Annotated in this window: 25 protein-coding genes; 8 read left to right on the top strand and 17 right to left on the bottom strand. The window is 38.4% G+C overall.

The features are described from left to right. Position 1: 1 nt before the first annotated feature. Positions 2–1,522: an aldehyde dehydrogenase gene (adh, locus tag LO754_RS22845; RefSeq protein WP_024364412.1), complete on the bottom strand. Its 1,521-nt coding sequence runs from the start codon at positions 1,520–1,522 to the stop codon at positions 2–4. A gap of 242 nt (positions 1,523–1,764) precedes the next feature. On the opposite strand from adh, the gene rluF reads away from it, so the two are divergent. From rluF to LO754_RS22865, 4 genes are read left to right on the top strand one after another with little or no spacing between them, the layout of a single operon-like run. Beyond that, a complete protein-coding gene (rluF, locus tag LO754_RS22850) occupies positions 1,765–2,466 on the top strand; it encodes a 23S rRNA pseudouridine(2604) synthase RluF (protein ID WP_069514256.1) in 702 nt (233 codons plus the stop codon). A gap of 22 nt (positions 2,467–2,488) precedes the next feature. Further along, entirely contained in the window at positions 2,489–2,815 is a 327-nt protein-coding gene (locus LO754_RS22855; protein ID WP_231785311.1) for a DUF6904 family protein, read from the top strand. After that, entirely contained in the window at positions 2,730–3,206 is a 477-nt protein-coding gene (locus LO754_RS22860) for a DUF6904 family protein (RefSeq protein WP_231785312.1), read from the top strand. The genes LO754_RS22855 and LO754_RS22860 overlap by 86 nt, the downstream gene beginning before the upstream one ends. A 31-nt stretch (positions 3,207–3,237) precedes the next feature. After that, a complete protein-coding gene (locus tag LO754_RS22865; protein WP_231785313.1) occupies positions 3,238–3,546 on the top strand; it encodes a hypothetical protein in 309 nt (102 codons plus the stop codon). Here the strand turns inward: LO754_RS22865 and LO754_RS22870 are convergent. From LO754_RS22870 to LO754_RS22900, 7 genes are all read right to left on the bottom strand, one after another. Then, positions 3,539–4,036, bottom strand: a complete 498-nt coding sequence (locus tag LO754_RS22870; RefSeq protein WP_024364415.1) for a cupin domain-containing protein — start codon at positions 4,034–4,036, stop codon at positions 3,539–3,541. The genes LO754_RS22865 and LO754_RS22870 overlap by 8 nt on opposite strands. 124 nt (positions 4,037–4,160) lie before the next feature. Beyond that, on the bottom strand, positions 4,161–4,868 hold the full coding sequence (locus tag LO754_RS22875) for an ABC transporter ATP-binding protein (RefSeq protein ID WP_024364416.1): 708 nt from the start codon (positions 4,866–4,868) through the stop codon (positions 4,161–4,163). Then, the gene (locus LO754_RS22880; protein WP_024364417.1) at positions 4,868–5,647 is read right to left on the bottom strand and encodes an ABC transporter ATP-binding protein; all 780 of its coding nucleotides are present in this window, start codon (positions 5,645–5,647) and stop codon (positions 4,868–4,870) included. The genes LO754_RS22875 and LO754_RS22880 overlap by 1 nt, the downstream gene beginning before the upstream one ends. Continuing rightward, entirely contained in the window at positions 5,647–6,582 is a 936-nt protein-coding gene (locus LO754_RS22885) for a branched-chain amino acid ABC transporter permease (RefSeq protein ID WP_024364418.1), read from the bottom strand. The genes LO754_RS22880 and LO754_RS22885 overlap by 1 nt, the downstream gene beginning before the upstream one ends. Positions 6,583–6,595: 13 nt before the next feature. Beyond that, a complete protein-coding gene (locus LO754_RS22890) occupies positions 6,596–7,471 on the bottom strand; it encodes a branched-chain amino acid ABC transporter permease (protein WP_024364419.1) in 876 nt (291 codons plus the stop codon). A gap of 205 nt (positions 7,472–7,676) precedes the next feature. Next, positions 7,677–8,897 carry an ABC transporter substrate-binding protein gene (locus LO754_RS22895; protein ID WP_024364420.1) on the bottom strand — a complete coding sequence of 407 codons (1,221 nt, stop codon included), beginning with the start codon at positions 8,895–8,897 and terminating at the stop codon, positions 7,677–7,679. A gap of 317 nt (positions 8,898–9,214) precedes the next feature. Beyond that, the gene (locus LO754_RS22900; protein WP_231785314.1) at positions 9,215–9,643 is read right to left on the bottom strand and encodes a hypothetical protein; all 429 of its coding nucleotides are present in this window, start codon (positions 9,641–9,643) and stop codon (positions 9,215–9,217) included. Positions 9,644–9,717: 74 nt separating this feature from the next. On the opposite strand from LO754_RS22900, the gene LO754_RS22905 reads away from it, so the two are divergent. Then, on the top strand, positions 9,718–11,145 hold the full coding sequence (locus LO754_RS22905) for a cryptochrome/photolyase family protein (protein ID WP_231785315.1): 1,428 nt from the start codon (positions 9,718–9,720) through the stop codon (positions 11,143–11,145). A 217-nt stretch (positions 11,146–11,362) separates the two neighbouring features. On the opposite strand, the gene LO754_RS22910 is transcribed toward LO754_RS22905, so the two are convergent. The 7 genes from LO754_RS22910 to LO754_RS22940 all read right to left on the bottom strand — a co-directional run bounded on the left by LO754_RS22910 (position 11,363) and on the right by LO754_RS22940 (position 18,410). Continuing rightward, the gene (locus LO754_RS22910; protein ID WP_025220862.1) at positions 11,363–11,959 is read right to left on the bottom strand and encodes an SAM-dependent methyltransferase; all 597 of its coding nucleotides are present in this window, start codon (positions 11,957–11,959) and stop codon (positions 11,363–11,365) included. A gap of 91 nt (positions 11,960–12,050) precedes the next feature. Next, the gene (locus LO754_RS22915) at positions 12,051–13,838 is read right to left on the bottom strand and encodes a CotH kinase family protein (RefSeq protein WP_231785316.1); all 1,788 of its coding nucleotides are present in this window, start codon (positions 13,836–13,838) and stop codon (positions 12,051–12,053) included. 35 nt (positions 13,839–13,873) lie between these two features. Next, entirely contained in the window at positions 13,874–14,557 is a 684-nt protein-coding gene (locus LO754_RS22920; RefSeq protein WP_024364425.1) for a DUF4956 domain-containing protein, read from the bottom strand. 17 nt (positions 14,558–14,574) lie between these two features. Continuing rightward, complete coding sequence (locus tag LO754_RS22925; protein WP_024364426.1) at positions 14,575–15,276, bottom strand: polyphosphate polymerase domain-containing protein; 702 nt, start codon at positions 15,274–15,276, stop codon at positions 14,575–14,577. Between the two features lie 17 nt (positions 15,277–15,293). Next, positions 15,294–16,157, bottom strand: coding sequence for a peptidylprolyl isomerase (locus LO754_RS22930; RefSeq protein WP_029747415.1), 864 nt, complete (start codon positions 16,155–16,157; stop codon positions 15,294–15,296). 152 nt (positions 16,158–16,309) lie between these two features. After that, the gene (locus tag LO754_RS22935) at positions 16,310–17,740 is read right to left on the bottom strand and encodes a sensor histidine kinase (protein WP_231785317.1); all 1,431 of its coding nucleotides are present in this window, start codon (positions 17,738–17,740) and stop codon (positions 16,310–16,312) included. Next, positions 17,724–18,410: a response regulator transcription factor gene (locus LO754_RS22940; RefSeq protein ID WP_231785318.1), complete on the bottom strand. Its 687-nt coding sequence runs from the start codon at positions 18,408–18,410 to the stop codon at positions 17,724–17,726. The genes LO754_RS22935 and LO754_RS22940 overlap by 17 nt, the downstream gene beginning before the upstream one ends. 327 nt (positions 18,411–18,737) lie before the next feature. Here LO754_RS22940 and LO754_RS22945 point away from each other — a divergent pair, with 327 nt between their 5' ends. Next, positions 18,738–19,073, top strand: coding sequence for a heme oxygenase (locus LO754_RS22945; protein WP_024364429.1), 336 nt, complete (start codon positions 18,738–18,740; stop codon positions 19,071–19,073). Between the two features lie 125 nt (positions 19,074–19,198). Here LO754_RS22945 and LO754_RS22950 read toward each other — a convergent pair whose 3' ends face one another. Next, positions 19,199–20,215, bottom strand: coding sequence for a YeiH family protein (locus LO754_RS22950; protein ID WP_231785319.1), 1,017 nt, complete (start codon positions 20,213–20,215; stop codon positions 19,199–19,201). 113 nt (positions 20,216–20,328) lie between these two features. On the opposite strand from LO754_RS22950, the gene LO754_RS22955 reads away from it, so the two are divergent. After that, positions 20,329–21,216 (top strand): LysR family transcriptional regulator, encoded by an 888-nt coding sequence (locus tag LO754_RS22955; RefSeq protein WP_231785320.1) that lies wholly within the window; start codon positions 20,329–20,331, stop codon positions 21,214–21,216. A 36-nt stretch (positions 21,217–21,252) separates the two neighbouring features. Here the strand turns inward: LO754_RS22955 and LO754_RS22960 are convergent, their stop codons facing one another. After that, the gene (locus tag LO754_RS22960) at positions 21,253–22,173 is read right to left on the bottom strand and encodes a LysR family transcriptional regulator (RefSeq protein WP_029747416.1); all 921 of its coding nucleotides are present in this window, start codon (positions 22,171–22,173) and stop codon (positions 21,253–21,255) included. Between the two features lie 135 nt (positions 22,174–22,308). Between LO754_RS22960 and LO754_RS22965 the strand changes: the two genes are divergently transcribed. Continuing rightward, positions 22,309–23,499 carry a coenzyme F420-0:L-glutamate ligase gene (locus LO754_RS22965; protein ID WP_231785321.1) on the top strand — a complete coding sequence of 397 codons (1,191 nt, stop codon included), beginning with the start codon at positions 22,309–22,311 and terminating at the stop codon, positions 23,497–23,499. Positions 23,500–23,672: the final 173 nt, after the last annotated feature.

The following is a 23,672-nucleotide window of genomic DNA, read 5'->3' on the forward strand; positions in this document are numbered from 1 at the left end:
ATTAGAAGAAACCAAGTTTGTTTTCGTTATAGCTTACTAATAAGTTTTTCGTTTGTTGATAATGCGATAGCATCATCTTATGTGTCTCACGACCGATTCCTGACATTTTATAGCCACCGAACGCTGCATGTGCAGGATATGCATGGTAGCAGTTTGTCCAAACACGCCCCGCTTGAATACCACGTCCAAAACGATAAGCTGTATTCATATCACGTGTCCAAATGCCCGAACCTAATCCATACAATGTATCATTGGCAATTTCCAATGCCTCTTCTTTTGTTTTAAATGTTGTCACTGCAACAACTGGGCCAAAAATTTCTTCTTGGAAGATACGCATCTTATTGTGCCCTTTGAAGACAGTTGGTTTAACGTAGTAGCCATTTTCAAAGCCTGCCCCTACATTATTTTTCTCGCCTCCAATTAGACATTGTGCACCTTCTTGTTTACCAATATCTAAGTAAGACAGAATTTTTTCCATTTGCTCACTTGAAGCCTGTGCACCCATCATTGTATTTGGATCTAACGGATTCCCAACTTGAATCGCTTCAACACGTTGTAATACACGCTCCATGAACTTGTCATAAATCGATTCTTGAATTAATGCACGTGAAGGGCATGTACAAACTTCACCTTGGTTCAGGGCAAACAATACGAAGCCCTCTACCGCTTTATCTAAAAAGGCATCATCTTCATCCATAATATCTTCAAAGAAAATATTTGGAGACTTTCCGCCCAATTCTAACGTAACTGGAATAAGGTTTTGAGAAGCATATTGCATAATTAAACGACCTGTTGTCGTTTCACCTGTAAAGGCAATTTTGCCAATACGAGGGTTAGATGCAAGTGGTTTTCCTGCTTCTAAACCGAATCCGTTCACCACGTTTAGTACGCCTGGTGGCAATAAATCACCAATCAACTCTACTAATACCATAATAGATACTGGTGTTTGCTCTGCTGGCTTTAACACAACACAGTTGCCAGCAGCAAGGGCAGGAGCTAGTTTCCATACAGCCATTAATATTGGGAAGTTCCAAGGAATGATTTGACCCACTACCCCAATTGGCTCATGGAAATGGTAAGCAACCGTATCATTATCAATTTGACTTAGCGCGCCTTCTTGTGCACGTAATGCACCAGCAAAATAACGGAAATGATCAATGGCTAAAGGGATATCTGCATTTAACGTTTCCCGTACTGCCTTACCGTTATCCCATGTTTCGGCAACAGCTAACTTTTCTAAGTTTTGTTCAATACGGTCCGCAATTTTAAGTAAAATGTTAGCACGCTCTGTAGCGGATGTTTGTCCCCATGCATCTTTTGCGGCATGTGCTGCATCAAGTGCAAGTTCAATATCCTCAGCAGAGGAACGCGCTGCTTGTGTAAAAACTTGTCCAGTAACAGGAGTGACATTATCGAAGTATTGACCTTTCACTGGGGGTGTCCATTCTCCACCAATGTAATTATCGTATCTTTCTTTGAATTGAACTACCGATCCTTCAGTGTTTGGAAATGCATAAACCATTTTACTTCTCCCCTTTACACAAAATAATAGAAAATATCTAGAAAAATCGTAATTATATATCGAAATAACGATATTTTCATAGAAACCTTCTTACCCACTATATTGTCAGAAATGCATGATTATTTCAACTTTTTAAATTAAAATTTTGTAATATTTATTTTTAGTAGAAAAGCTTCTAGAATTCACGCTATAAACAACGATAGGGTATACTTAAGCTACGATAAAATGTTTAGGAGAACTATATGAGAATTAACAAATATTTAAGTGAAGCGGGCATCGTGTCTCGTCGTGGTGCTGATAAATGGGTCGAAGAAGGTAAAGTAACAATCAATGGCGTACTTGCTACTGTGGGCAGCCAAGTAGAAGCGGGCGATATTGTTTGTGTGGATGGCAAAGAGGTAAAAAAAGAAGAGCAACTAGTTTATATTGCCTTAAACAAACCAGTTGGTATTACAAGTACAACAGAGCGTCATATCAAAGGAAATGTCGTTGATTTTATCAATCATCCTCTACGCATTTTCCATATTGGTCGACTGGATAAGGAATCTGAAGGATTATTATTAATGACCAATGATGGCGATATTGTAAATAAAATTCTACGTGCAGAAAACCACCATGAAAAAGAATACATCGTACAAGTTGATAAGCCGATAACAGAACAATTTATTAAAAAGATGGCTGCAGGCGTTGATATTTTAGATACAACGACATTACCTTGCTACGTTGAAAAAATTTCAGATAAAGTGTTTAAAATTATTTTAGAGCAAGGCTTAAATCGCCAAATACGCCGTATGTGTTCAGCATTAGGGTATTCCGTTAAACGATTACAGCGCATACGCATTATGAATATTAAGCTTGGCAATTTAAAGGTTGGTCAATGGCGCGATTTAACTGATAAAGAGCGAGCAGAATTATTTAAACTACTTCATTACACAGTAAAATAAAGCAATTGGGAGGATTGGAAAGATGCTTTCTATTCAAAGTACTGAACAACTTACGGGTGTACGAATAAGCGGTGACTTTTGGGATTTAGATGCCCTTATTCAAGCGATTTATCAAGTAACTGGAGATGAAAACAAATACTATGATTACCAAGGTGCGCGACTTCGCATTCTTGGTATTTGCCGTAATCTCCATCAAGCAATGCAAGGTGAGCATCAGCTTGCATTTGTCAGTAATGGACTGAACAAAAGTATACTTTCTCGACATGAAACGATTTTTCCAACTAAAAATGTCTACTACGGGACAGAGGTACTGTGTAGGAGCTTCTTTTACAGCGATTGCTTTAAATGATTTCATTCGCTTACATCAGGAATTGATTGATTCTTCCGATTGGAATGGTGATGTGGCAACGATTCGTAAATTCCAAGCAGCGGTTGCTGACTGTCTGGAGCAAGAGCTTACGGAAGATGAATTTTTAGTATTTTTAAGGATGATTCATTCTAAGAGCCCTTTAACCTTCCGCTATGCTACGCAGTATGTAGATGTACTAAATTTAGAATACATAGATTTAAATACGCAAACACGCAAAGCGCATTTAGCCTCCTTTGCACTTCGTTTAATGTTAGAGGATGAGGAATACGTTGCACTTAAATCGCAATTAATCGAAGTTGCCAGTACGACAAAAAAAGCACTACATGAAATTCCAATCAATGCAAGTTACCCTGAAGAAATTTTATGGTAATCTAGGACAAAAGAGAAAAGGTGTTAGATTAATGGCAGTCAATCTAACACCTTTTTTGCTCGCCGTTGTTGTTGGCTTCGACGGTACTTTCCGCGGTCACACACGTAAGCCGCAACCCTCGCTAACGCGCGGAATGCCAGCGTCTTACGATGTGTGCTGCCGCAGGAGTCACCGCCTCCGCTACCAACAACTAGTGAACCCTTCTAATGTTTTATTTATTGCAAAAGCAAGAATAGATAAGTTCTTCATAAAGCAAAAATGTATGGAGCCACTTTTTACTGCGCAGTCGCTTTCTGCGGTGTACCTAGTGCTCTTTGCTAAACTCTTTGTGACTATTTAATCGTCTCGTAAGCCATTTTACGAATAATCGCTTCATGTTGCGGATAATCAGCTAAAAGCTCATCTTGTGTAAATAGCTCAAAGTCCTCAAAATCAAAACCTGGTGCTACCATGCAGCCTACTAAACTAAATGTATTGGCATCCTCAACAGACGAACCGAAAATCGTATTTTTCGGCACCGCCACCTGTGGCACCTCACCCGCTTCTATATTTAAGCCTAATTTTTTTGCCTCATATGTACCATCAGGGAAAATCATATGAACCGTTAATGGGCTACCTGCATGATAATACCAAAGCTCATCTGACTTTAACCGATGTAAATGAGAGATATCTTGCGAACGTAATAAAAAATAAATGCTTGTATAAATCGGTCGTTCTACATCTCTTACAGCTATTTCCTCTGTCGATTTAAACGTAGAAATATAGTATCCGCCCTCAGGATGTTGTGCCAATGCTAATTTTTCTATAAAATATTGTGCTGAATAGTGCATGCTAACCTCACTCCTTTTTCCCACCTTACCAAAAAAGAAAGGTTTCGCGCTACTTCCATCTATTATCGTCGTTCTACAACATGAAAAAGGGTATCTCGAATCAATTCCGAGACACCCCTTCCGATTACATACCACCTAAATATGCCGCTTTTACTTGTTCACTTTCTTGTAGCTCTTTCGCTGTACCTGATAATACAATGCGTCCTGTTTCAAGTACATATGCGCGGTCAGCTACCGATAATGCCATATTGGCATTCTGCTCTACCAGCAATACCGTTGTACCTTCTTTATTCACTTGTTCAATAATATTGAAGATATTTTTTACCATAAGTGGTGCAAGCCCCATTGAAGGCTCATCCATTAACAACAACTTTGGTTTTGCCATTAATGCACGACCCATCGCCAACATTTGTTGCTCACCACCAGATAATGTGCCAGATTGCTGTTTACGACGCTCCAGTAGACGCGGGAATAACTCAAAGACATGATCCATATCTTTCTTTATGCCAGCCTTATCGTTACGCAAGTATGCGCCAAGCTCAAGGTTTTCCTCTACTGACATATTAGCGAATACACGGCGACCTTCAGGCACGTGTGAAATACCTGATTTTACAATGGTTTGTGCAGCCTTACCTGCAATCGAGAAACCCTCATATTCAAGGATGCCCCCTTTAGGTTTTAATAAGCCTGACAAAGTTTTTAACAATGTACTTTTACCAGCACCATTGGCACCGATTAATGTGACAATTTCCCCTTCGTTAACTTCTAAAGAGACGCCTTTCAATGCTTGAATATTTCCATAGAATACATCAATATTTTGTACTTTTAGCATTAGCTGATAACCTCCTCACCAAGGTACGCTTCAATGACCTTTGGATTGTTGCGAATTTCTTCTGGTGTCCCATCAGCGATTAATTGCCCGTGGTCGAGTACGTAAATTCGTTCACATATCCCCATTACTAAGCTCATATCGTGCTCAATTAGTAGAATCGTTAATCCAAACTCTTTACGAATAAACGCAATTAGTTCCATTAAGTCGTGTGTTTCTTGTGGATTCATTCCTGCCGCTGGTTCATCGAGTAACAATAGCTTTGGATTTGCCGCTAATGCACGTGCAATCTCCAGACGACGCTGCATACCATACGGAAGGTTTTTTGCTAACTCATTCTTATAAATATCTAAACCAAATATTTTTAAGAATTCCGTTGATTGCTGTTCCATTGCCGCTTCACCTTTAAAGTGACTTGGCAAACGGAAAATAGATGACCACATAGAGTGTTTTGCTAAAGAATGGTTCGCTACTTTTACATTATCTAATACAGATAGTTCTTTAAAGAGACGAATATTTTGGAACGTACGGCTAATACCTTTTTGCGTTACTTGATAGGGTGCAAGGCCATTTAACTTTAATCCGTTAAATGTAATCGTTCCTTCAGTCGGCGTATACACACCAGTTAGCATATTAAAGCTTGTTGTTTTACCTGCACCATTAGGCCCGATAAGCCCTACTAATTCACCTTGATTTAGGTACATATTAACGCCCTGTACCGCCTTTAAACCACCGAATTGAATACCCATGTTCTCTACTTTGATAAGAAGGTTTCCAGTCATTATTTTGTACCTCCTTTTTTACCAAACTTAAATAAGTGCGTAATTTCCTTTGTCCCCATTAAACCGGTTGGACGGTATAGCATAACAATGATTAATACTAAGCTGTAAATAATCATTCGTGTTTCTGGGAAGTTCGCTAAGTATGTTGAAATCAACGTTAAAAATACTGCTGCAATAACAGAACCTGACAGACTTCCTAAGCCTCCAAGCACAACGTAAATTAATATATCAAATGATTTTAAGAAACCGAACGTAGTCGGTTGAATAATGTAGAAGTTATGTGCAAAAATAGCCCCTGCAAGACCGGCAAAGAAAGAGCCAATCGCGAATGCTACTACTTTATAGTAAGTTGTATTAATACCCATGGCATCCGCAGCGATTTCATCTTCTCGAATCGAAATACAAGCACGTCCATGGCGAGAATTTGTAAAGTTAGAAATAACTAAAATCGTCAATACCACTCCTACGAATGCATATGTCCAATTCGATAAATATTTCACTTGCATCCCCGCTGCCCCACCGACGTAATCCGTATTTAAAAAGACAATACGAATAATCTCAGCAAAGCCAAGTGTTGCAATGGCTAAATAATCCCCTTTTAAACGTAGTGTTGGAATACCTACGATTAAACCAGCTACTGCTGCTGCAAGCGCCCCTAGGAAAATAGCTAACGGGAACGGCAGCATTAGCTTTGTAGTAATAATAGCTGAAATATAAGCACCAACTGCAAGGAAACCGGCATGTCCAATAGAGAATTGCCCCGTAACCCCGATAACGATGTGCAAGCTGACAGCTAGCATGATGTTAATGCACATGGTGATTAACATATTTTTATAGTACAAGTCAATTACTTCTGTTGTAATTAGTGCCTGAACAACCACATAGATGACTAGCGCTAATACTGCATAGCCCCAGAAAACTTTAGACTTCTTCATCATTACCGCTCACCTACACTTTCTCGCGGGCGTTTTTACCGAAGATACCCGATGGTCTGAAAATCAAGATTAAAATTAAAATGACAAATGCTGCTGCATCGCGCCATAAAGAGAATCCAAGTGCACTTACAAATGATTCCACGACACCTAGTAGCATACCGCCAACCATTGCCCCTGGAATAATACCAATACCACCAAGAACCGCGGCGATGAACGCTTTAACCCCTGGAATAACACCCATTAACGGGTCAATTTTCGTATAATACACACCGAAGATTACACCCGCAGCTCCAGCTAATGCCGAACCTATAGCAAATGTTGCTGAAATGGTATTATCTACGTTAATTCCCATTAGGCGTGCCGCATCTGCATCATGTGAAACTGCGCGCATCGCCTTGCCAATTTTTGTTTTATGTACGATGAATTGTAAAAGAATCATCAGTACGATAGAGACAGATAAAATTAAAATAGATGTACTACTAATTTGAACCCCGAAGACATCAAATGTTGTATTTTTAATGACTTCAGGATATGCTGCAGGCTGTGCCCCTCTGAAGAAAATTGTCGTATATTCGATTAATAGCGACACCCCGATTGCTGTAATTAAAGCAGCAATACGCGTCGCATTTCGTAACCGTTTATATGCTATACGTTCTATTAATACACCAAAAATTGCGCAAACTGCCATCGCTAATAATAATGCTGGTAAGAAGCCCAGCTCCCATTTAGCAATTGCGTAAAAGCCAATAAATGCCCCAATCATGAAAACATCACCGTGGGCGAAGTTAATGAGCTTAATAATACCGTATACCATCGTATACCCTAACGCTATTAACGCGTAGATACTACCTAGTGAAATACCATTCACAAGCTGTTGTATCCATTCCATGAGCGTTCACTCCTTTATTATTTTTTTAAAGCATGCAAAAATGGGACCTATTTCTACATAGTGAAAGTGAATGCAGAAAAACTCGTGTCCCTCATAAAAAGTATTTCCGATTCCTTATGCTAGAATCTATGCTTTTTTATTAGTCTAGTTGTCTATGAAAAAATAAAAGAGAAGGCAGGTTGCCCGCCTCCCCCTTGCTTAAAAATTAAGGATTTACTTTAGAGTTGAACACTTGTTTACCGTCTTTAAATTCAAGAACTGTTGCTGTTTTAATTGGGTTATGGTTTTCGTCAACTGAGAAAGTACCTGTTACTAAAGAAAGATCCTTTGTTTCAGCTAATGCCTTTTTAATTGCTTCACCGTCAGTAGACCCTGCACGTTTAATTGCATCTGCAATGTAATAAACCGTATCATAGCCAAGTGCGTTAAATGCATCTGGTGCTTTATCGCCATTGGCAGCTTTAAATGCTTTTACAAAGTCTTGAATTTTTTGATCTGGGTCTTCTGCAGAATAGTGGTTTGTGATGTACGTATTATTCAGTGCATCTGCGCCCGCTAACTCAACTAAAGTTGGAGAATCCCAACCATCTGCTCCCATAAGTGGCACTGTAATGCCCATTTCACGCGCTTGTTTAACAATTAGACCCACTTCTTCATAATATCCAGGGATAAAGATGAAGTCAGGATTTGATGATTTGATGTTTGTTAATTGCGTACGGAAATCTGTATCTTTCGCAACATAAGCTTCTTCTTTCACAACTTTTCCGCCATTTTCAGCAATCGTATCTTTAAATGACTTTGCTAATCCTTTTGCATAGTCAGAAGCGTTATCAGCAAAAATGGCTACGTTTTTCGCTTTCAGCTCACCCGTTGCAAAGTTTGCTGCGACAATCCCTTGGAATGGGTCAATAAAGCATGTACGGAACGCATATTCATTAACGCTACCGTCATCATTTACTGTTACGTTTGGTGCTGTAGCAGCTGCACCAACTAAAGGAATTTTGTTATCATTCGCAATTTGAACTGTTGCAATGGTGTTACCAGAAGTTGCTGGAGACATCATCGCTACTACTTTATCTTGCGTCGCTAGTTTAATAGCCGCTGCTGTTGCCTCTGAGTTTTCTGATTTGTTATCTACTTTAATAAGCTCAATCTTCTTGCCATCAATACCGCCTGCATCGTTAATTTCTTTAACAGCTAACTCTGCACCTAATCCGATTGAAGAACCGTAAGAAGCTACGTTACCTGAAAGCTCCAAGTTTGCACCGATTTTAATTGTATCGCCATCTTTTGAGCCGCCTGATGATGAGCCGCCTCCCGAACTTGTATCACTATCTCCAGCACCGCAACCTGCCAGTACGCCTGCAAGAAGTGAAGAAGCGACTAGAAGTGAACCGAACTTTTTAAGCTTGTTGTTCTCTTTCATAATTTAATTCCCCCTGAAAATTCTCAAATGTTAGATATTTCTGATAATTATAAACAATCTAAGGCTAATCCTCAATAGCAAAAATAATTATTTATAACTATCTAATTTTGAAGCTAGATAATATTCAATTAAGCCTTTTACATTGTAAAACATTCTTTATATTTAGTCTAGAGTGATTTTTCAGTATAATTAGTTATTTGTGAATTATCTATCAATTGTTGGTATAAATTAGCAGAAACCTCTTATCCTATTTTTTTCGATGTTAGAAAAATAATGTCCATTTTGCAAAAATTGCTTTCCTTTTATAGTTTAACTGCTTATCTTTTTTTCAAAAGAACCCCTACCAATACTCCATACAAAATATGGCATGCAAGCCACCAACTAAATGCGTAGAAATCTGTAAAGTTAGGTGTTCGTGTTGAGAAGGTTGTTGTAGGAAACAACATACATCCTATAATCATTTGAAGTACGATGCTATTTCTGATTAACGTACCATTATTCCACTTATACTTATTACGAAGGGTATATAATATGGCTGTTATGAACCACGAAATCACGAGATGAAAGGAAAATTCAATCACTTCTGGAAATCGATAATTTTTTAAAATCGGTATATAATCGACATTTAATAGTAATGTATAAACGCGGCTTCCTGTTAGATTTTCAACAACTTTAAAGAAAATACCAAATAAGCAACCCGCAACTAAGGATGCTATCATTACTTGACGATTGAATAGTGTTTTCATAATGTCCTCCTTGCTTTAATCCAACGACTTATTGTACTAACGTATATTTTTAAACTATAAAAGGATGATTCAAAATGAATAAAAAAATAATTGTACTATTTCGTAATGATTTACGACTAGATGATCACCCCGCGCTCTGGCATGCAGCTAAATCAGGGGTCATTTTACCGGTTTATATTCATAATGAGCAATTTTCAATGTGCAATACCGCTCAAAGTTTTTGGACGTACTATTCACTTCAGAATCTACAAGCGACACTTGATGACTATAACACGCAACTGATTTTACGAAAGGGTGAAGTCATTTCAGAAGTACTACAGTTAGCTTTAGATACTGAAGCGGACGCTGTATATTTTAACGAGCGTTTTCTTCCAACTGAACAAAATGAAGATGAGCAGCTAACCAATATATTACAGGCTAATAATATTGAAGTAAAAGCATTCTATGGTGATTCATTATTCAACTTATCGAACATTCAAAATCAACAAAACAAGCCTTATGCCATTTTTACATCATTTTATAAGCGTTGTTTGCAGGAGCCCGTGCGTAAACCGCTTGGTCAACCTACTAATATTAGAGCTTTTGCTACGAAGGTATCCTCTCTAGCCTTAGAGCAATTGCAATTACTGCATGGTAATTGGTATCACAAGTTTCACCATTATTGGAACCCTGGGATAGATGGGGCAATGGAGCAGTGGGAACTTTTCGTAGAACAAGGTTTATTTGACTACCAAGATAAGCGAGATTACCCTGCCAAAGAAACCATTTCTAAAATGTCGCCATTTCTTGCAGTGGGTAACATTAGCATTCGCTTGCTTTGGGCAACATGCCAAGAGCTAATAGATGATGAGGACAACACAATATTTAGTCAGCAGATAGAAAGCTTTTTAAGACAACTTATATGGCGAGAGTTTTCGATTTATCAACTATTGAACTATCCTACATTTTCTACCGATTCATTACGCAGTAATTTTCAACATTTTGAGTGGGAGCCTCATTCCATTCGTCTTGAAGCATGGAAAACTGGACAAACGGGGTATCCTCTTGTTGATGCAGGGATGCGTGAGCTTTGGGAAACCGGCTATATGCATAACCGTGTAAGAATGGTTGTTGCATCTTTTCTAGTGAAACACTTATTACAACCTTGGCAAGAAGGTTATGCATGGTTTGAGCATACGCTTGTCGACTTTAATGCAGCAAATAATGCTATGGGTTGGCAATGGGTAAGCGGTACGGGTATCGACTCTGCTCCTTATTTTCGTATCTTCAACCCTTCGTTACAAGGAGAGAAATTTGATGCAGATGGTGCTTATATAAAAAAATGGGTGCCTGAATTAGCACTTCTCCCTGCAAAGTATATACACGCGCCACAAACAGCACCAACTACTATCTTGGAACAAGCCGGAATCACATTAGGTGATACCTATCCATTGCCAATCGTAGATCATAAAACAGCACGAGCCCGTGCATTAGAACGATACAACGCTATAAAAAAAGCTTAGAGCTACCCGTGCTCTAAGCGTCGAATTAGATTGAATAAAAATAATCAATAAACATATTTTTACTGTACTAGGAGCAAACTTTGCTGCCAGTGGGCTGTTCCCGTTGATTGGAGTGGAAAGCGCAACACTCCTGTAGGAATAACACGAGCGGAAAAAGCGTCCGCCACAAAAATTAGTTGGAGCCGTGCCTGTGGAAAGGGCGCTTCTTGCACGGAAATTACTTTATTGCAAACACGCAAAGGCGTTCATTTATATTTGTTTCATGTTCTAGATGCACCTCATGTATCAATTCAAAAGGGGTACCGTGATGTAAAAACTGCAAATAATCGTATGGTGGATAGTATAAAATAATATGGATTTCGCGCATCTGTTGCTCATAAGACTTCCATATATTATGAATAACCGTACGGAATATATTAATGGAAAATGGATTAAAAAAGAAAAAAACATTATCATGTGGCTGTATGTTATAGTTTTCCGCAATTGTATGAACAAAAGAAATGTTCGCTTGTGAGCCCTTTTTTCGGCAATAACTTTCCTTGTTATGCTCTGCCTCTTTATAAAAACCTGCGTCCATTTCAACTCCAATTGTCGGAATGTGAAATTTATGATGAATATAAATAGGAACCCTGCCTTTCCCACAGCCCATATCAATAAAAACTGGATTTTTCGGCATCTCATATTGGGAAAATAATTGTTCTAAGCCAGTATAGGGCGTTGGCTCGTAGCGATGGTAGTGAGCCAGTTTAGGAAATCCATATTGTTCACCGACCGTATTAATATGCAAAAATTTATCAAATTGTTGTTCATTCATCAGTTAGATACTCCTCGAAAAAAAAGAATGCTTTATTTTAGCATGTAAAAAAGCAAACACGATATCCAAAAAATTTGGATATCGTGTATTTTTAGCGTCCTCTACGATTAAATCTAAAAACAAAGAGGAGAGCAGCTACTAAAAATGAAAACGAAGCGGTTGCTGTTAACACTGTACTTTGATCGATTCCTGTTGCTTGCATCGTCTGCTCATTGCCCTTATTTGGATTGCCCATTCCCTCTGGACGTTGCATTGGACCACCTCGCGCCCCTTCTCCCTGTTCATTGCCCTCGCCAGCTTCAGGTGCTTGTGCAGGGTCGAAGTCTTCGGGTAATTGACTCGGGTCAAAGTCATCAGGCATTTGCATTGGGTTGCCATTTACATCACCATTTGGCATCATCATATTTCCTTGTGCAGTTGCACTTGTTTCGACAACTAGTTCACCAGATAGTTGCTTTAAAATCGATGCAGAACGTTGTTTTGCAAATTCAGGTAGACTGTTGTCCCCCTCCACACCTTCTAAAAACTGCTCTGTTGTGAAAAATTTTGTAGGATCGGCTTCCTCATAGCTTGTTAATAGCAACGCTAAATTGTTCGTAAGCGACTGAATATAATCTTCTGTTAAATAGCTTGTTGCTAATTTTTCTAAGTACCCTTCATACTTAGCGCGGTACGCTTCATTAGACAATAATGCATTTAATAGTGGGCGTTCTTCTAAAGTTGTCCCAGATACTGGTGTCGTAATGCTAAAATTAATGGCACTATCCGCCATTAAATCTCCAGTCATTCCGCCCAACATATTGAAGTCTCCTTTATTGCGGTTGGCATTTGCTTGTCTTTCTTGAATTTGTTCAGCATTTGACTGGTCACCTTGTGGTTGCTTTATCGCTGGGGTAGCTCCATTTTCCTCCTCAACTGCATTTGTCTGCATTTGATTTGGATTACCACCCATTCCACCACCAACACCAAAGCCACCAAATGACATATTATAATCCCACGGTATAATTGAAAACACACCCTTATCCTCATATAAATAGTAGTTGTGCTTCATATTCCCTTGGTAACTATCTAAGTTTACTAGCGCTGTATTTACAGCAAAGTAACGTAACATCTCATCGACATCTAAATATTTTTCGATATTTCCACCATTATTAATGGCATCGAGCATATCAATTAGCTTTGAGTTTTCAACATTATCTTCATTCGTTTTTAAACCAATTCCCGTATAATAGGCCAGATCATCGCTAATATATTTTAAATCACTGCCTGTACCATCTGGTTTAAATAAAAATCCATCGTTGGCTCCGTAATGATTCGCTAAAAATGTTTCGTCGACCGCTTCTATACCTAAATATAGACCCCGCTCTTCACCATTTACCGTGACATACATATAGGCGTGAGCAGGCGTCGGTAAGCCCATTTTTTCCATCAGCTCATACGAAATATATTCGCGCATTAAAGTTGAATCACTGTAATTATTGTTTAAATTTAATTTCTTCAGTCCATATAAGCTTTGCGTATCATCATAATAGTCAAAATCGACTTTCAAGCTATAACGGTCGGAGTCACTATTCACAACAGAACGTAACGATAAGTTTCCTTTTGTACGAATCGCCACATTTTCTATTGTCTTACCATTTATCGTAATATTGGCTTGCTTTAGCTCCTCATCAGCAGCATTTTCTAGCATGTCCTCCCAATCCTCTTGAGCTATTTCAATATCTACAGTTGTTACTTTGCTTTTATTGAACACAAGCGTCTCATAGGAAAATTCCGTGTTTTTTGTTTCGATATTTAAGTTTGGAAGCAGAGCCACCATCACGCCAAAGAGTAGAAGGAGAATCGCCATACTAGTATAGACAATGCGATTTTTAATCATTGACTGCACCTCTCTTGTTCGCCGTTAGAAAACCATTACGCTGTGAAATTACCATCGTAGCTCAGCATAATTGCTGATTTGACACCAGGTACTTTTGTTACATTGTCCATAAACTTTGCATCATTTTGCTTTACGCGAATTTCGTAAGTGGTTTCAACTTCATCATTTTGAATAATTGATTTTGATTTTAACGCGAATTTTTTAGATTGTGCAGCAATGATACGTTCAACTTCTTCACAAGCTACATCTTCTTCAAATTTCACAATTAATAAATAAGGATTTTCAATCGTAATTTTATTTACTAATACTAGTAGAACTAAGCCTATTAATATAGCACCGATAATAACGAGTGGAATAAATCCTGCTCCACAAAGAATACCTGATACGATTGCCCAGAAAATATACACTAAATCCATTGGGTCTTTAATCGGTGTACGGAAACGAACAATGGATAATGCCCCTACCATACCAAGTGACAACAAGACGTTGGAACTAATCCCCATAATAACGAGCGCTGTTGCCATGGTCATAATGAGCAACGAAATATTAAACGAGTGGGAATAAATTACACCATTAAAGGTTTTCTTATAAACAGCGTAAATAAATAGCCCAACAAAGAAAGCAACAACTAATCCAATAATGGAATCGGTTAATGAAAATGAGGTCGTTTTCTCTAGAAAATTTGATTTAAAAATATCACTAAAATTCATATTATCCATTTTTTATTTCTCCTTTGTTATACGTGCATACGACTAAGCTGGTATTTCGAATAAGCTTCAGCACGGGTATCTACAGATTGAAGTAAATACTTAATAATGTCTGGCAAGTACGAATCATATTTCACTTCTAAAATAACAAGGTTCGGCTCAAGTACATCCACCATTGGCAGATTTTGATTGAACATTTCGGTATTGCGCAGGCTTGACTGCACCTTACTATCAAACGTTACACGCACATTACCAAAAGGGTAAATGTACGCCTCGCGCTCATAATCGACAACTGTCGTCGGCTTTAGTTGGTTATATTTCATCTCATAAAATAATTCCCGTATTAATAGGCGGTCATCATTTTCCATCCAATCTATGTCCCCGATACGCATCTTTTCGTACTCCGCTTGTGAAATCACACATTTCGTTTTAAACGTTAAATTATTGCGCTTACTTTTACGCTCTAAATTTACTAAAGCAGCCGATTTCCCATAAATACGTACCCGATATTTATCGCGATTAATAAACCCTTCTTTTTTTTCATTCAATACTTTGTTCGCAAAATTATCGAAGTATGTGCTTCGAATTAAATACTTTCCATCTGGACCAGCGTTACGATCTAACTTCATCAAATGCTGGATTTTACTTTTTAACAGTGCATAGTCCGGATAGGAGATTGCCTGTTTAATTTCTTTCCGACCATTTGGGTTAAAAGATGTTACTTTAGGCATGATTAGCGCTCCTTCCTTTATTGCTTTTCAATCTTGTATTGCTCTTGTTTCGTTGTTAGCCATGTCATATATTCTTCGTTGATACGTGATTCTAAAACGGTTTCATACACTTCATCTTGAACGTCTTCAAAAACAGCTTGTTGTGCAGGCTCTTTACCTGTTACTTTAATAATGTGATAACCTTCTACTGACTGCACGACACTACTTACAGCCCCTTTTTCAAGAGCGAATGCTGCCGCTTCAAACTGCTCATCCATCTGACCACGCTGAATATAACCTAGATCGCCACCATCTTCTCTTGTATCTGTATCAACGGAATAGGCTTTCGCCAACTCTGCAAAGTCTTCACCCGCTTTTAACTTCTCTTCAACCTCTTTTGCAGTTGCTTCATCTTCAAGGAAAATATGACTAGCCGCCACTTGCTCCTGTTGACCGTAGTCATCCTTGTGTTCTTCAAAATATTGCTGTAATTCTTCATCCGAAATATCTATGCTTTTCGCCATAACATCTTTTGTCAACTGATACATGCGAATATTATCTTTAACACTTTCCACAGTTAGACCATTGGCATCGAGTGCCTCTTGTAAAGCTGCCTTTCCGCCATAAGACTCGACCAGCTCATCATATTCCGCTTGAATAGCATTATCCAATACAGTAATACCTTCTTTTTCTGCCTCAAGCGCAATGATTTTATTGTTTATAAGTGTGTCTAACACTTCTGCGCCATATTGTTCGCGCAATGCCTGATCTAGCTCTGTCTGAAGAATTTTTTCACCGTCCACCGTTGCCACATAATCGCTACTATCACCACATCCCGTTAACAGCAGCACGAAGGCAACAGGAACGGCAATGATATTGGTAAACCTTGAATATATAGCCATTCTCTATAACATCCTTTCGTGTATGTCCTCGTTTACATTGCTTACTATAAAGGGCTAATGTGTCAGTCAGATGTCAGCTTTACAATTCCTTCAATAAATTTTTACATTGCCCAACCCTTACTCTTACGGCATAACAAAAAGCTACCACGCCGTTACTGCGTAGTAGCTTTCAATACTATTATTTCAAAACATGTTCCAGAAGGGTTACTTTCAACTAATCGTAAATCGCCGCCAATTGATTGAGCCATCATTTTACTTAATGGAAGCCCTAAGCCTAGCCCTCGAACAGTATATTTTTTATTCTCACCTCGATAAAAGCGCTCGAAAATAAATGCCTGATTTTCTTGTGATATTCCGTTTCCTGAATCCTGTACAGCAATAATAACACAATCAAGATTTTCCCTTAATGTAATCGTCACGTAACCAGCCTGCATGGCTTGCTTTGCATTAGTTAAAAGATTGGTGAATATTTGCTGTATACGTACAACATCAGCTTGCACATTTACCGGCTCCGGAAGATAGTGCACCTGTATCTTAATATGTTGCTCATCCTCCATCACTTCCCACTGTGCCACTGCATCCCGTACAATGTGATTGACATTGAGCGCTACGAGCTTAACAGGAATCGCATCCACCGCAAAACTGTTAAAAGCTAATAAATCCCCAACCATTGTTTTCATTTTCGTCGTTTCTATAAGAGCCATTTGAATAAATTCTTTGGCATCTTCCCCCGTTACAACGCCATCTCTTACAGCCTGCAACAACCCACTAATAGATGTAACGGGCGTTTTTAACTCATGGGTAACTCCTGCTAACAGCTCCGTTCGCGTTCGTTCGAGTTGTTGTAACTTATTGGCCATGTCCTTAAAGGATGTAACAAGTTCAAATACTTCTTCCTCTTTACTATTTTGAGGTAACTCAAATGTATAATTGCCTTCTTGTACTTGTTTAGCCGCTTCCGCTACTTGCTTAATCGGACGCACTAAGCGCTTCGATAAAAAATAGATAGCTCCCCAGCCGAGGATAGCAAGTGCTCCAATTATGATGGCTAGTTGTCCATATGCTTGTTGAACTTTCGTCAAGTTTTCCTTCTTCTCTAACACAAGCACCCAGCCAACAACCTTATTCTCTTTTACAATTTTCTTTTTCACCACATAATGAACCATCTTTTTTCCTTCAGCTTCCACAACAATTTTTTTCGTTCCCTCTTCTCCATCTAATAAGTTAGTCACATTATCACTACTTCCCGGTGGCATGGGACGATTTCTTGTCAAGATATTGCCTTTCCCATCAACTACATATAAGATTGGGTCAATTTCCCTCATGTTCAAGCGTTCACGATTGCCGATAAAGCCTGGTATACCTTCTGAGGGCGTATTATTATTTGGAGCAGCTGAATCCGACAAACGATAAACCGTTTCCTCTGCTATAAAATTCATTAAGTCTAGTCGATTCTCCAAAGTTGTGTGACGTATCCAACTAGCAGAAATAAAAGAAATAATAGCTAGCCCTATAAAGAGTGTGAGTAAGTAACGGCTCGTCCAATATTGAAGTAAGGAGATTCGCTTATTTTTTTTGAACACTTAACTGATACCCCAATCCTCGTAATGTTTTTATCTCTCCTTCTGCCTCATCCCAGTCTGTAAGTGCCTTCCGTAATCGCTTCACTGCTAAATCGACAGCTCGATCACTGCCCTCGTATTCCCATCCCCACACATGTTCAATAAGCTGGTCACGAGTGAATGTTTGATTTGGATGCTCAGCTAAAAATAATAATACCGATAAATCTCGTGGTGTTAACACAATTTCTTGACCATTGAGGAACACTTGATGTGCCTGCATATCAATTTCCAACTGTCCAAATCGCTTCGTTAAAGATGATTCTCGCTTGCTTTCAGATCGTCTTAAAACAGCTTTTACTCGCGCAACAACTTCGTCCGCTATAAATGGTTTCGCAATATAATCATCCACACCTTGATCGAACCCTTCTAAGCGGTAATTTACATCGCCTAAAGCCGTTAACATAATAACTGGACAAGAGCCCTCATTGCGAATTTCATGCAAAATTGTCCAACCGTTTTTTTCAGGTAACATAATATCTAATAACACTAAATCTGGCTGGTGCTCCAGAAACAATTCCAATGCACGACCACCAGTAAAGCATTGTATAACTTCATAGCCAACCTTTTGCAAATAAGCCTTCAGTACTTGGCTAATTGCAAACTCATCTTCTACCACTAATATTTTTATCATCACTTTCTCACCTCGCCACTTGCTTGTTGATTTTTTATAATAGCATCTATTTATGTCAACAAAATGTCAGCACACGCTACAAAAGAACCCTATGTATGTATATTTGAAAACAAGATGGTAACGATAGTTATAGAATGCCTACAACTACTGGTTGAGATATAATAAAGAATAGAAGTCAATATCGTCATTTGAAATATCGTTTTCCTTTGCAATTTTGTTGACAATGACTTCCTAGGACACTTATCATTGATTGCGAATGATAATCATTGATAATTCATTCGATTTTGCTTTAATTTATCTTCAATAAAATGATTAGGGGGTATTAGTATGATTATTGTTACCAATCGTATTCAAGTAAAGCCTGGCTTTGCTGCGAAAATGGCTCCAAACTTTACGAAGCCAGGTCCACTGCAACAGTTTGAGGGCTTTCACAAAGTAGAAGTATTAATTTCTACAGACGATCCTACATATGACGAAATGAGCGTTAATATGTACTGGGAATCGAAAGAGCATTTCCAAGCGTGGCGTAATAGCGATGCTTTTGCGGCGGCGCATCACCGTCCTGAGCCTGGCTCTGAAGGCGCAAAACCTGAGAACAGCCCAATTATCGGCAGTAAAATTGTCGTTGCTGAGCTAGCTTCTTCTATCGAAGCACAACGTTAATAACAAATTGTAAACCTATTTAAATTATCTTCTGATTCTATCTAAAAAACCATGCATATTTCTAGAAAATATGCATGGTTTTTTCTTGGTGTCAGGCACTCAAACAATTCTCAAACAATTCTTAGTCATTGAAATACTACTACTAAGAAATAACCGACTATTGATAAACATACCGAACCAATCAGTCCTGCGATAAAGGCTTTAATGCCTAATTGCTTAAATGTTTTCATTTCTACATTCAATCCTAAGCCTGCCATCGCCATAGCAATTAAAATATATGCGCAATTTACGACTGTTTGTGCAAATGCTGGTGGTACTATTCCTAACGAATTAATAGCGCTCATAACTAAAAAACCTAGAATAAACCAAGGAATTATAGATAACGAAAATGCTTTGTTTCCTTGTTCTTTGTTTCTTCTTTGATACATAATTCCAATTACAATCGCTACTGGTACGAGCAAAGCGACACGCGTTAATTTTACAATGACCGCCATATCTACAGCCTCATCGCCACCCGCCGCCGCTGCTGCAATAACGTGAGCTATTTCATGCAATGTACCTCCTGCAAAAATGCCATATTGTGTCGGTGTTAAGCCAATAAGTGAATACACCACTGTATAAATAAGTGTAAATACTGTGCCAAGCAAGGCGACAATCGCTGCACCTACAGCAGTTTCCTTTTCATTCGCCTTAATTTGAGGGGCAATCGCTACAACAGCCGCAGCTCCACAAATAGCTGTTCCACAAGCCGTTAAAATGCCGAGCTTTTTATCGACATGAAATACCTTAGTTAACCAGTAAACAACAAAGAAAGCAAATACTAAATTGAGAAAGGCAATCAAAAAGACGCTCGCTCCTGCATGATAAATATCAGCTAAATTCAAGCGCATCCCCAGCAAAATAATACCTAATCGCAATAGTTTTTTACTCGAAAAAGATATACCTGTTTGCCAGACATCAGGTACAGTAAATATTGCTCGCCATACCATCCCAAGTATGATTGCTATTACAAGCTTACCTAATATTGAGAAAAAAGGAAATGTCGAAATATACTTAGCCACTAAGGCAAGACCTAATGTCAAGATAATCCCCTTCATAAATGGTGGCGCTAGTAAATTCTTTATCCCCTGTTGTTGATTCATGCTGTCCACTTCTTTCATTCTTGATGATTATACTTTATAAAAAAGTTAATCATCAGTAAAATACATATATATAATTACAATTATTAATTTTTCTAATAATAAGGGGTGATACGATGCAATACGATGCGTTAAAAACGTTCGTTACATTAGTTGAAGTCAATAACTTTACGAAAGCCTCAGAAATTCTCCATATTTCCCAACCTAGTGTCAGTCTGCATATTAAAAACCTTGAACAAGCGTTGCAAACTACTTTATTTATCCGCTCGCCAAAGTCTGTGCAAATTACACCAACTGGTGAGATTTTATATAAGCGTGCCAAACAAATTATGGCTATTGCTGAGGCAGCGAAGGAAGATATATTAGCTTATCATCATTCGATTCAAGGCACGCTCGTAATAGGGGCTAGCTTTACAATTGGAGAAAATATATTGCCTGTCATGTTATCGAAACTTCAGAACAAATTCCCTCAATTAGAGCTACAAGTTATTATTGGCAATACCGATGAAATTATTCGATTTACTAAACTATTACAAGTAGATATAGGGCTTATTGAAGGTCAGGCACATGACAACGAGCTTATTATTCATCCTTTTATGGAAGATGAGTTATTTATAGTTAGCGCAAACGACCACCCTCTTGTTCAACAATCTGCTATCACGATCCCACAATTACAACGGCAAAATTGGGTTGCACGTGAAGTTGGTTCAGGTACACGTAATTATTTAGATCATCTATTTAGAACAAACGGACTTCAAGTGCAATCACTCTTAACCATTAGTAGCAACCAAGGTGTGAAAGAAAGTGTGATTGAAGGACTAGGCCTATCTTTACTATCTGGCAGTGTAATTGAGCGCGACCTTCGAAATGGTGATCTTGCTATTTTGCCACTTGCTGAACAACGATTTATCCGGACATTTTCCTATCTACACTCTCCTACAATGAAAAACAAACGAAATGTTGATGCACTGATTGAATTGATTACAAAGAAAAGCGAAGCATAAAAAAAGGCTTAGCAGGCTATCATCTAGTCGCTAAGCTTATTTTAAAGTTCGGGGGTTTATCTGCTTCCGAGCTTGTTTACGTTCAATAATCTCGATAAATTTTGTAGCAGCACGGGACAATGGAACACTTTTTAAATAACACATCCCAATACTACGATTTGGAATGCTTTCTACAAGTGGTAATTCATAAAGTAGCCCTCGCTGTAAATAATCCTTTGAAAATTCCTTTGTTACACATGCGATTCCTAAATTACTACGTGCGAATTCAAGCACTAAATCATGTGAACCGAGCTCAAACTCCGGTGCAATTTGAATACCTTTTGACATTAAATAAGTTTCAACATAGTTTCTCGAGTTCGATTTCTTCTCAAGAAAAATAAGGGGGAACTTTAATAAATCCGCAAAACTTAAGCTTTTTGACTTGAGCGTTTTATATTTCTCTCCACAGACGAAAATATCTTGAACTTCCGTGCACGCGGTTAATTGTAAACTGACATCTTCTATCGGGAAATTGCAAAGCCCGACATCAGCCTCACCCGATTTTATAAAGTTACATATTTCCGAAGTAGTGCCATTTAACATTTGCAATTTTATATTTGGATACATCGTATGAAAAGATTCAAGATATGGCATTAAAAAGAAGCGGGAAATTGTATCTCCTACCCCTATTTTCAATTGGCCTGTCGTTAAATTTTTAAATTCTAGCAGCTTTTCTTCCCCTGCATCTAAAAGACCTAATGCCGAGTTAGTATATTCAAATAGCAACTTTCCTTCTGTCGTTAATGTGACGCCCTTTGGTGTTCGGTTGAAGAGTCTAGTGCCTAGCTCCCTTTCGAGCTGCATCATGGCTTGGCTAACGGCGGGTTGTGTCATAAATAAATCTTTAGCCGCCCTAGAAAAGCTACTATTTTTTGCAACGACACTAAAAACACGATATAAATCTAATTTCCCTATCATATAAGCTCTCCTTATAGCTATTATTTAAACTATTAATTTTACTTATATCATTAACTGAGCGTATAGTAAAATCATATTGGTTTTATTCATCTCATTAAAAATTAACATATAGCTATTTAATAAGGAGAGATTATTTTGGAACGTGTAGTTGGAACAGTGGTAAGAGGTCTTCGTGGTCCGATTATTAACGAAGGCGATAACATCGAACAAATCGTTGTCGATACAGTACTAAACGCTGCTAAAGTGGAAGGCTATTCAATTGAGGATCGAGATATTGTGACAGTAACAGAATCTGTTGTAGCCCGTGCACAAGGTAACTATGCATCAATCGATGACATTGCAACGGATGTAGCTGCTAAGTTTGGTGATGATACAATTGGTGTGATCTTCCCAATTTTAAGCCGTAATCGCTTTGCAAACTGCTTACGTGGTATTGCGAAAGGGGTAAAAAAAGTCGTTTTAATGCTAAGCTACCCATCGGATGAAGTTGGCAACCACTTAGTTGATATCGACGAACTAGATGTTAAAGGTATTAATCCTTGGACTGATACCTTAACAGAAGCTGAGTTCCGCGAGCATTTCGGCTATAAAAAACACACATTTACAGGTGTAGATTATATTCAATACTACAAAGAATTAATCGAAGCTGAAGGTGCAGCTTGTGAAGTCATCTTCTCAAACAATCCAAAAACAATTTTAGCCTATACAAAAAGTGTACTAACTTGCGATATTCACACTCGCTTCCGTACAAAACGTATTTTAACAACGAATGGTGCTGAAAAGGTATTTTCGTTAGATAATATTTTAGCTGAATCTATTAATGGTTCTGGCTTTAATGCAGAATACGGTCTACTTGGCTCAAACAAAGCAACTGAGGAAAGTGTAAAACTATTCCCACATACTTGCCAACCAATCGTTGATGGCATCCAAGCAAAAATCAAAGAAGCTACTGGTAAAACAGTAGAGGTAATGGTTTATGGAGATGGTGCATTCAAAGATCCAGTGGGTAAAATTTGGGAGCTTGCTGACCCTGTTGTTTCACCTGCCTACACTGCAGGCTTAGACGGTACACCGAATGAAGTAAAATTAAAATACTTAGCAGATAATGATTTTGCTGATCTTCGCGGAGAAGAATTAAAAACAGCTATCTCTGAATATATTCAAAATAAAGACGAAGATTTAACTGGTCAAATGGCCGCTCAAGGTACAACACCTCGTAAATTAACAGACTTAATCGGTTCTCTTTCTGACCTAACTTCAGGCTCAGGCGATAAAGGAACACCAATGATTTATATTCAAGGTTATTTTGATAACTATACAAAATAATACGCGATAACAACGATAAACACCCGCCTGCATAAGGTGGGTGTTTATTGTTGTAGATAGTTACTGCCGTTGATTTCCGCTGCGGGCGCTTTCCGCGGGCGTCTCCATACATCACTCCAATTAACTACTAGATACTTTACACCAATACACTCAAACACCCACACTGGTGATGG

Source organism: Lysinibacillus sp. GJ-1, assembly GCF_021166035.1.
Classification (GTDB): domain Bacteria; phylum Bacillota; class Bacilli; order Bacillales_A; family Planococcaceae; genus Lysinibacillus; species Lysinibacillus sphaericus.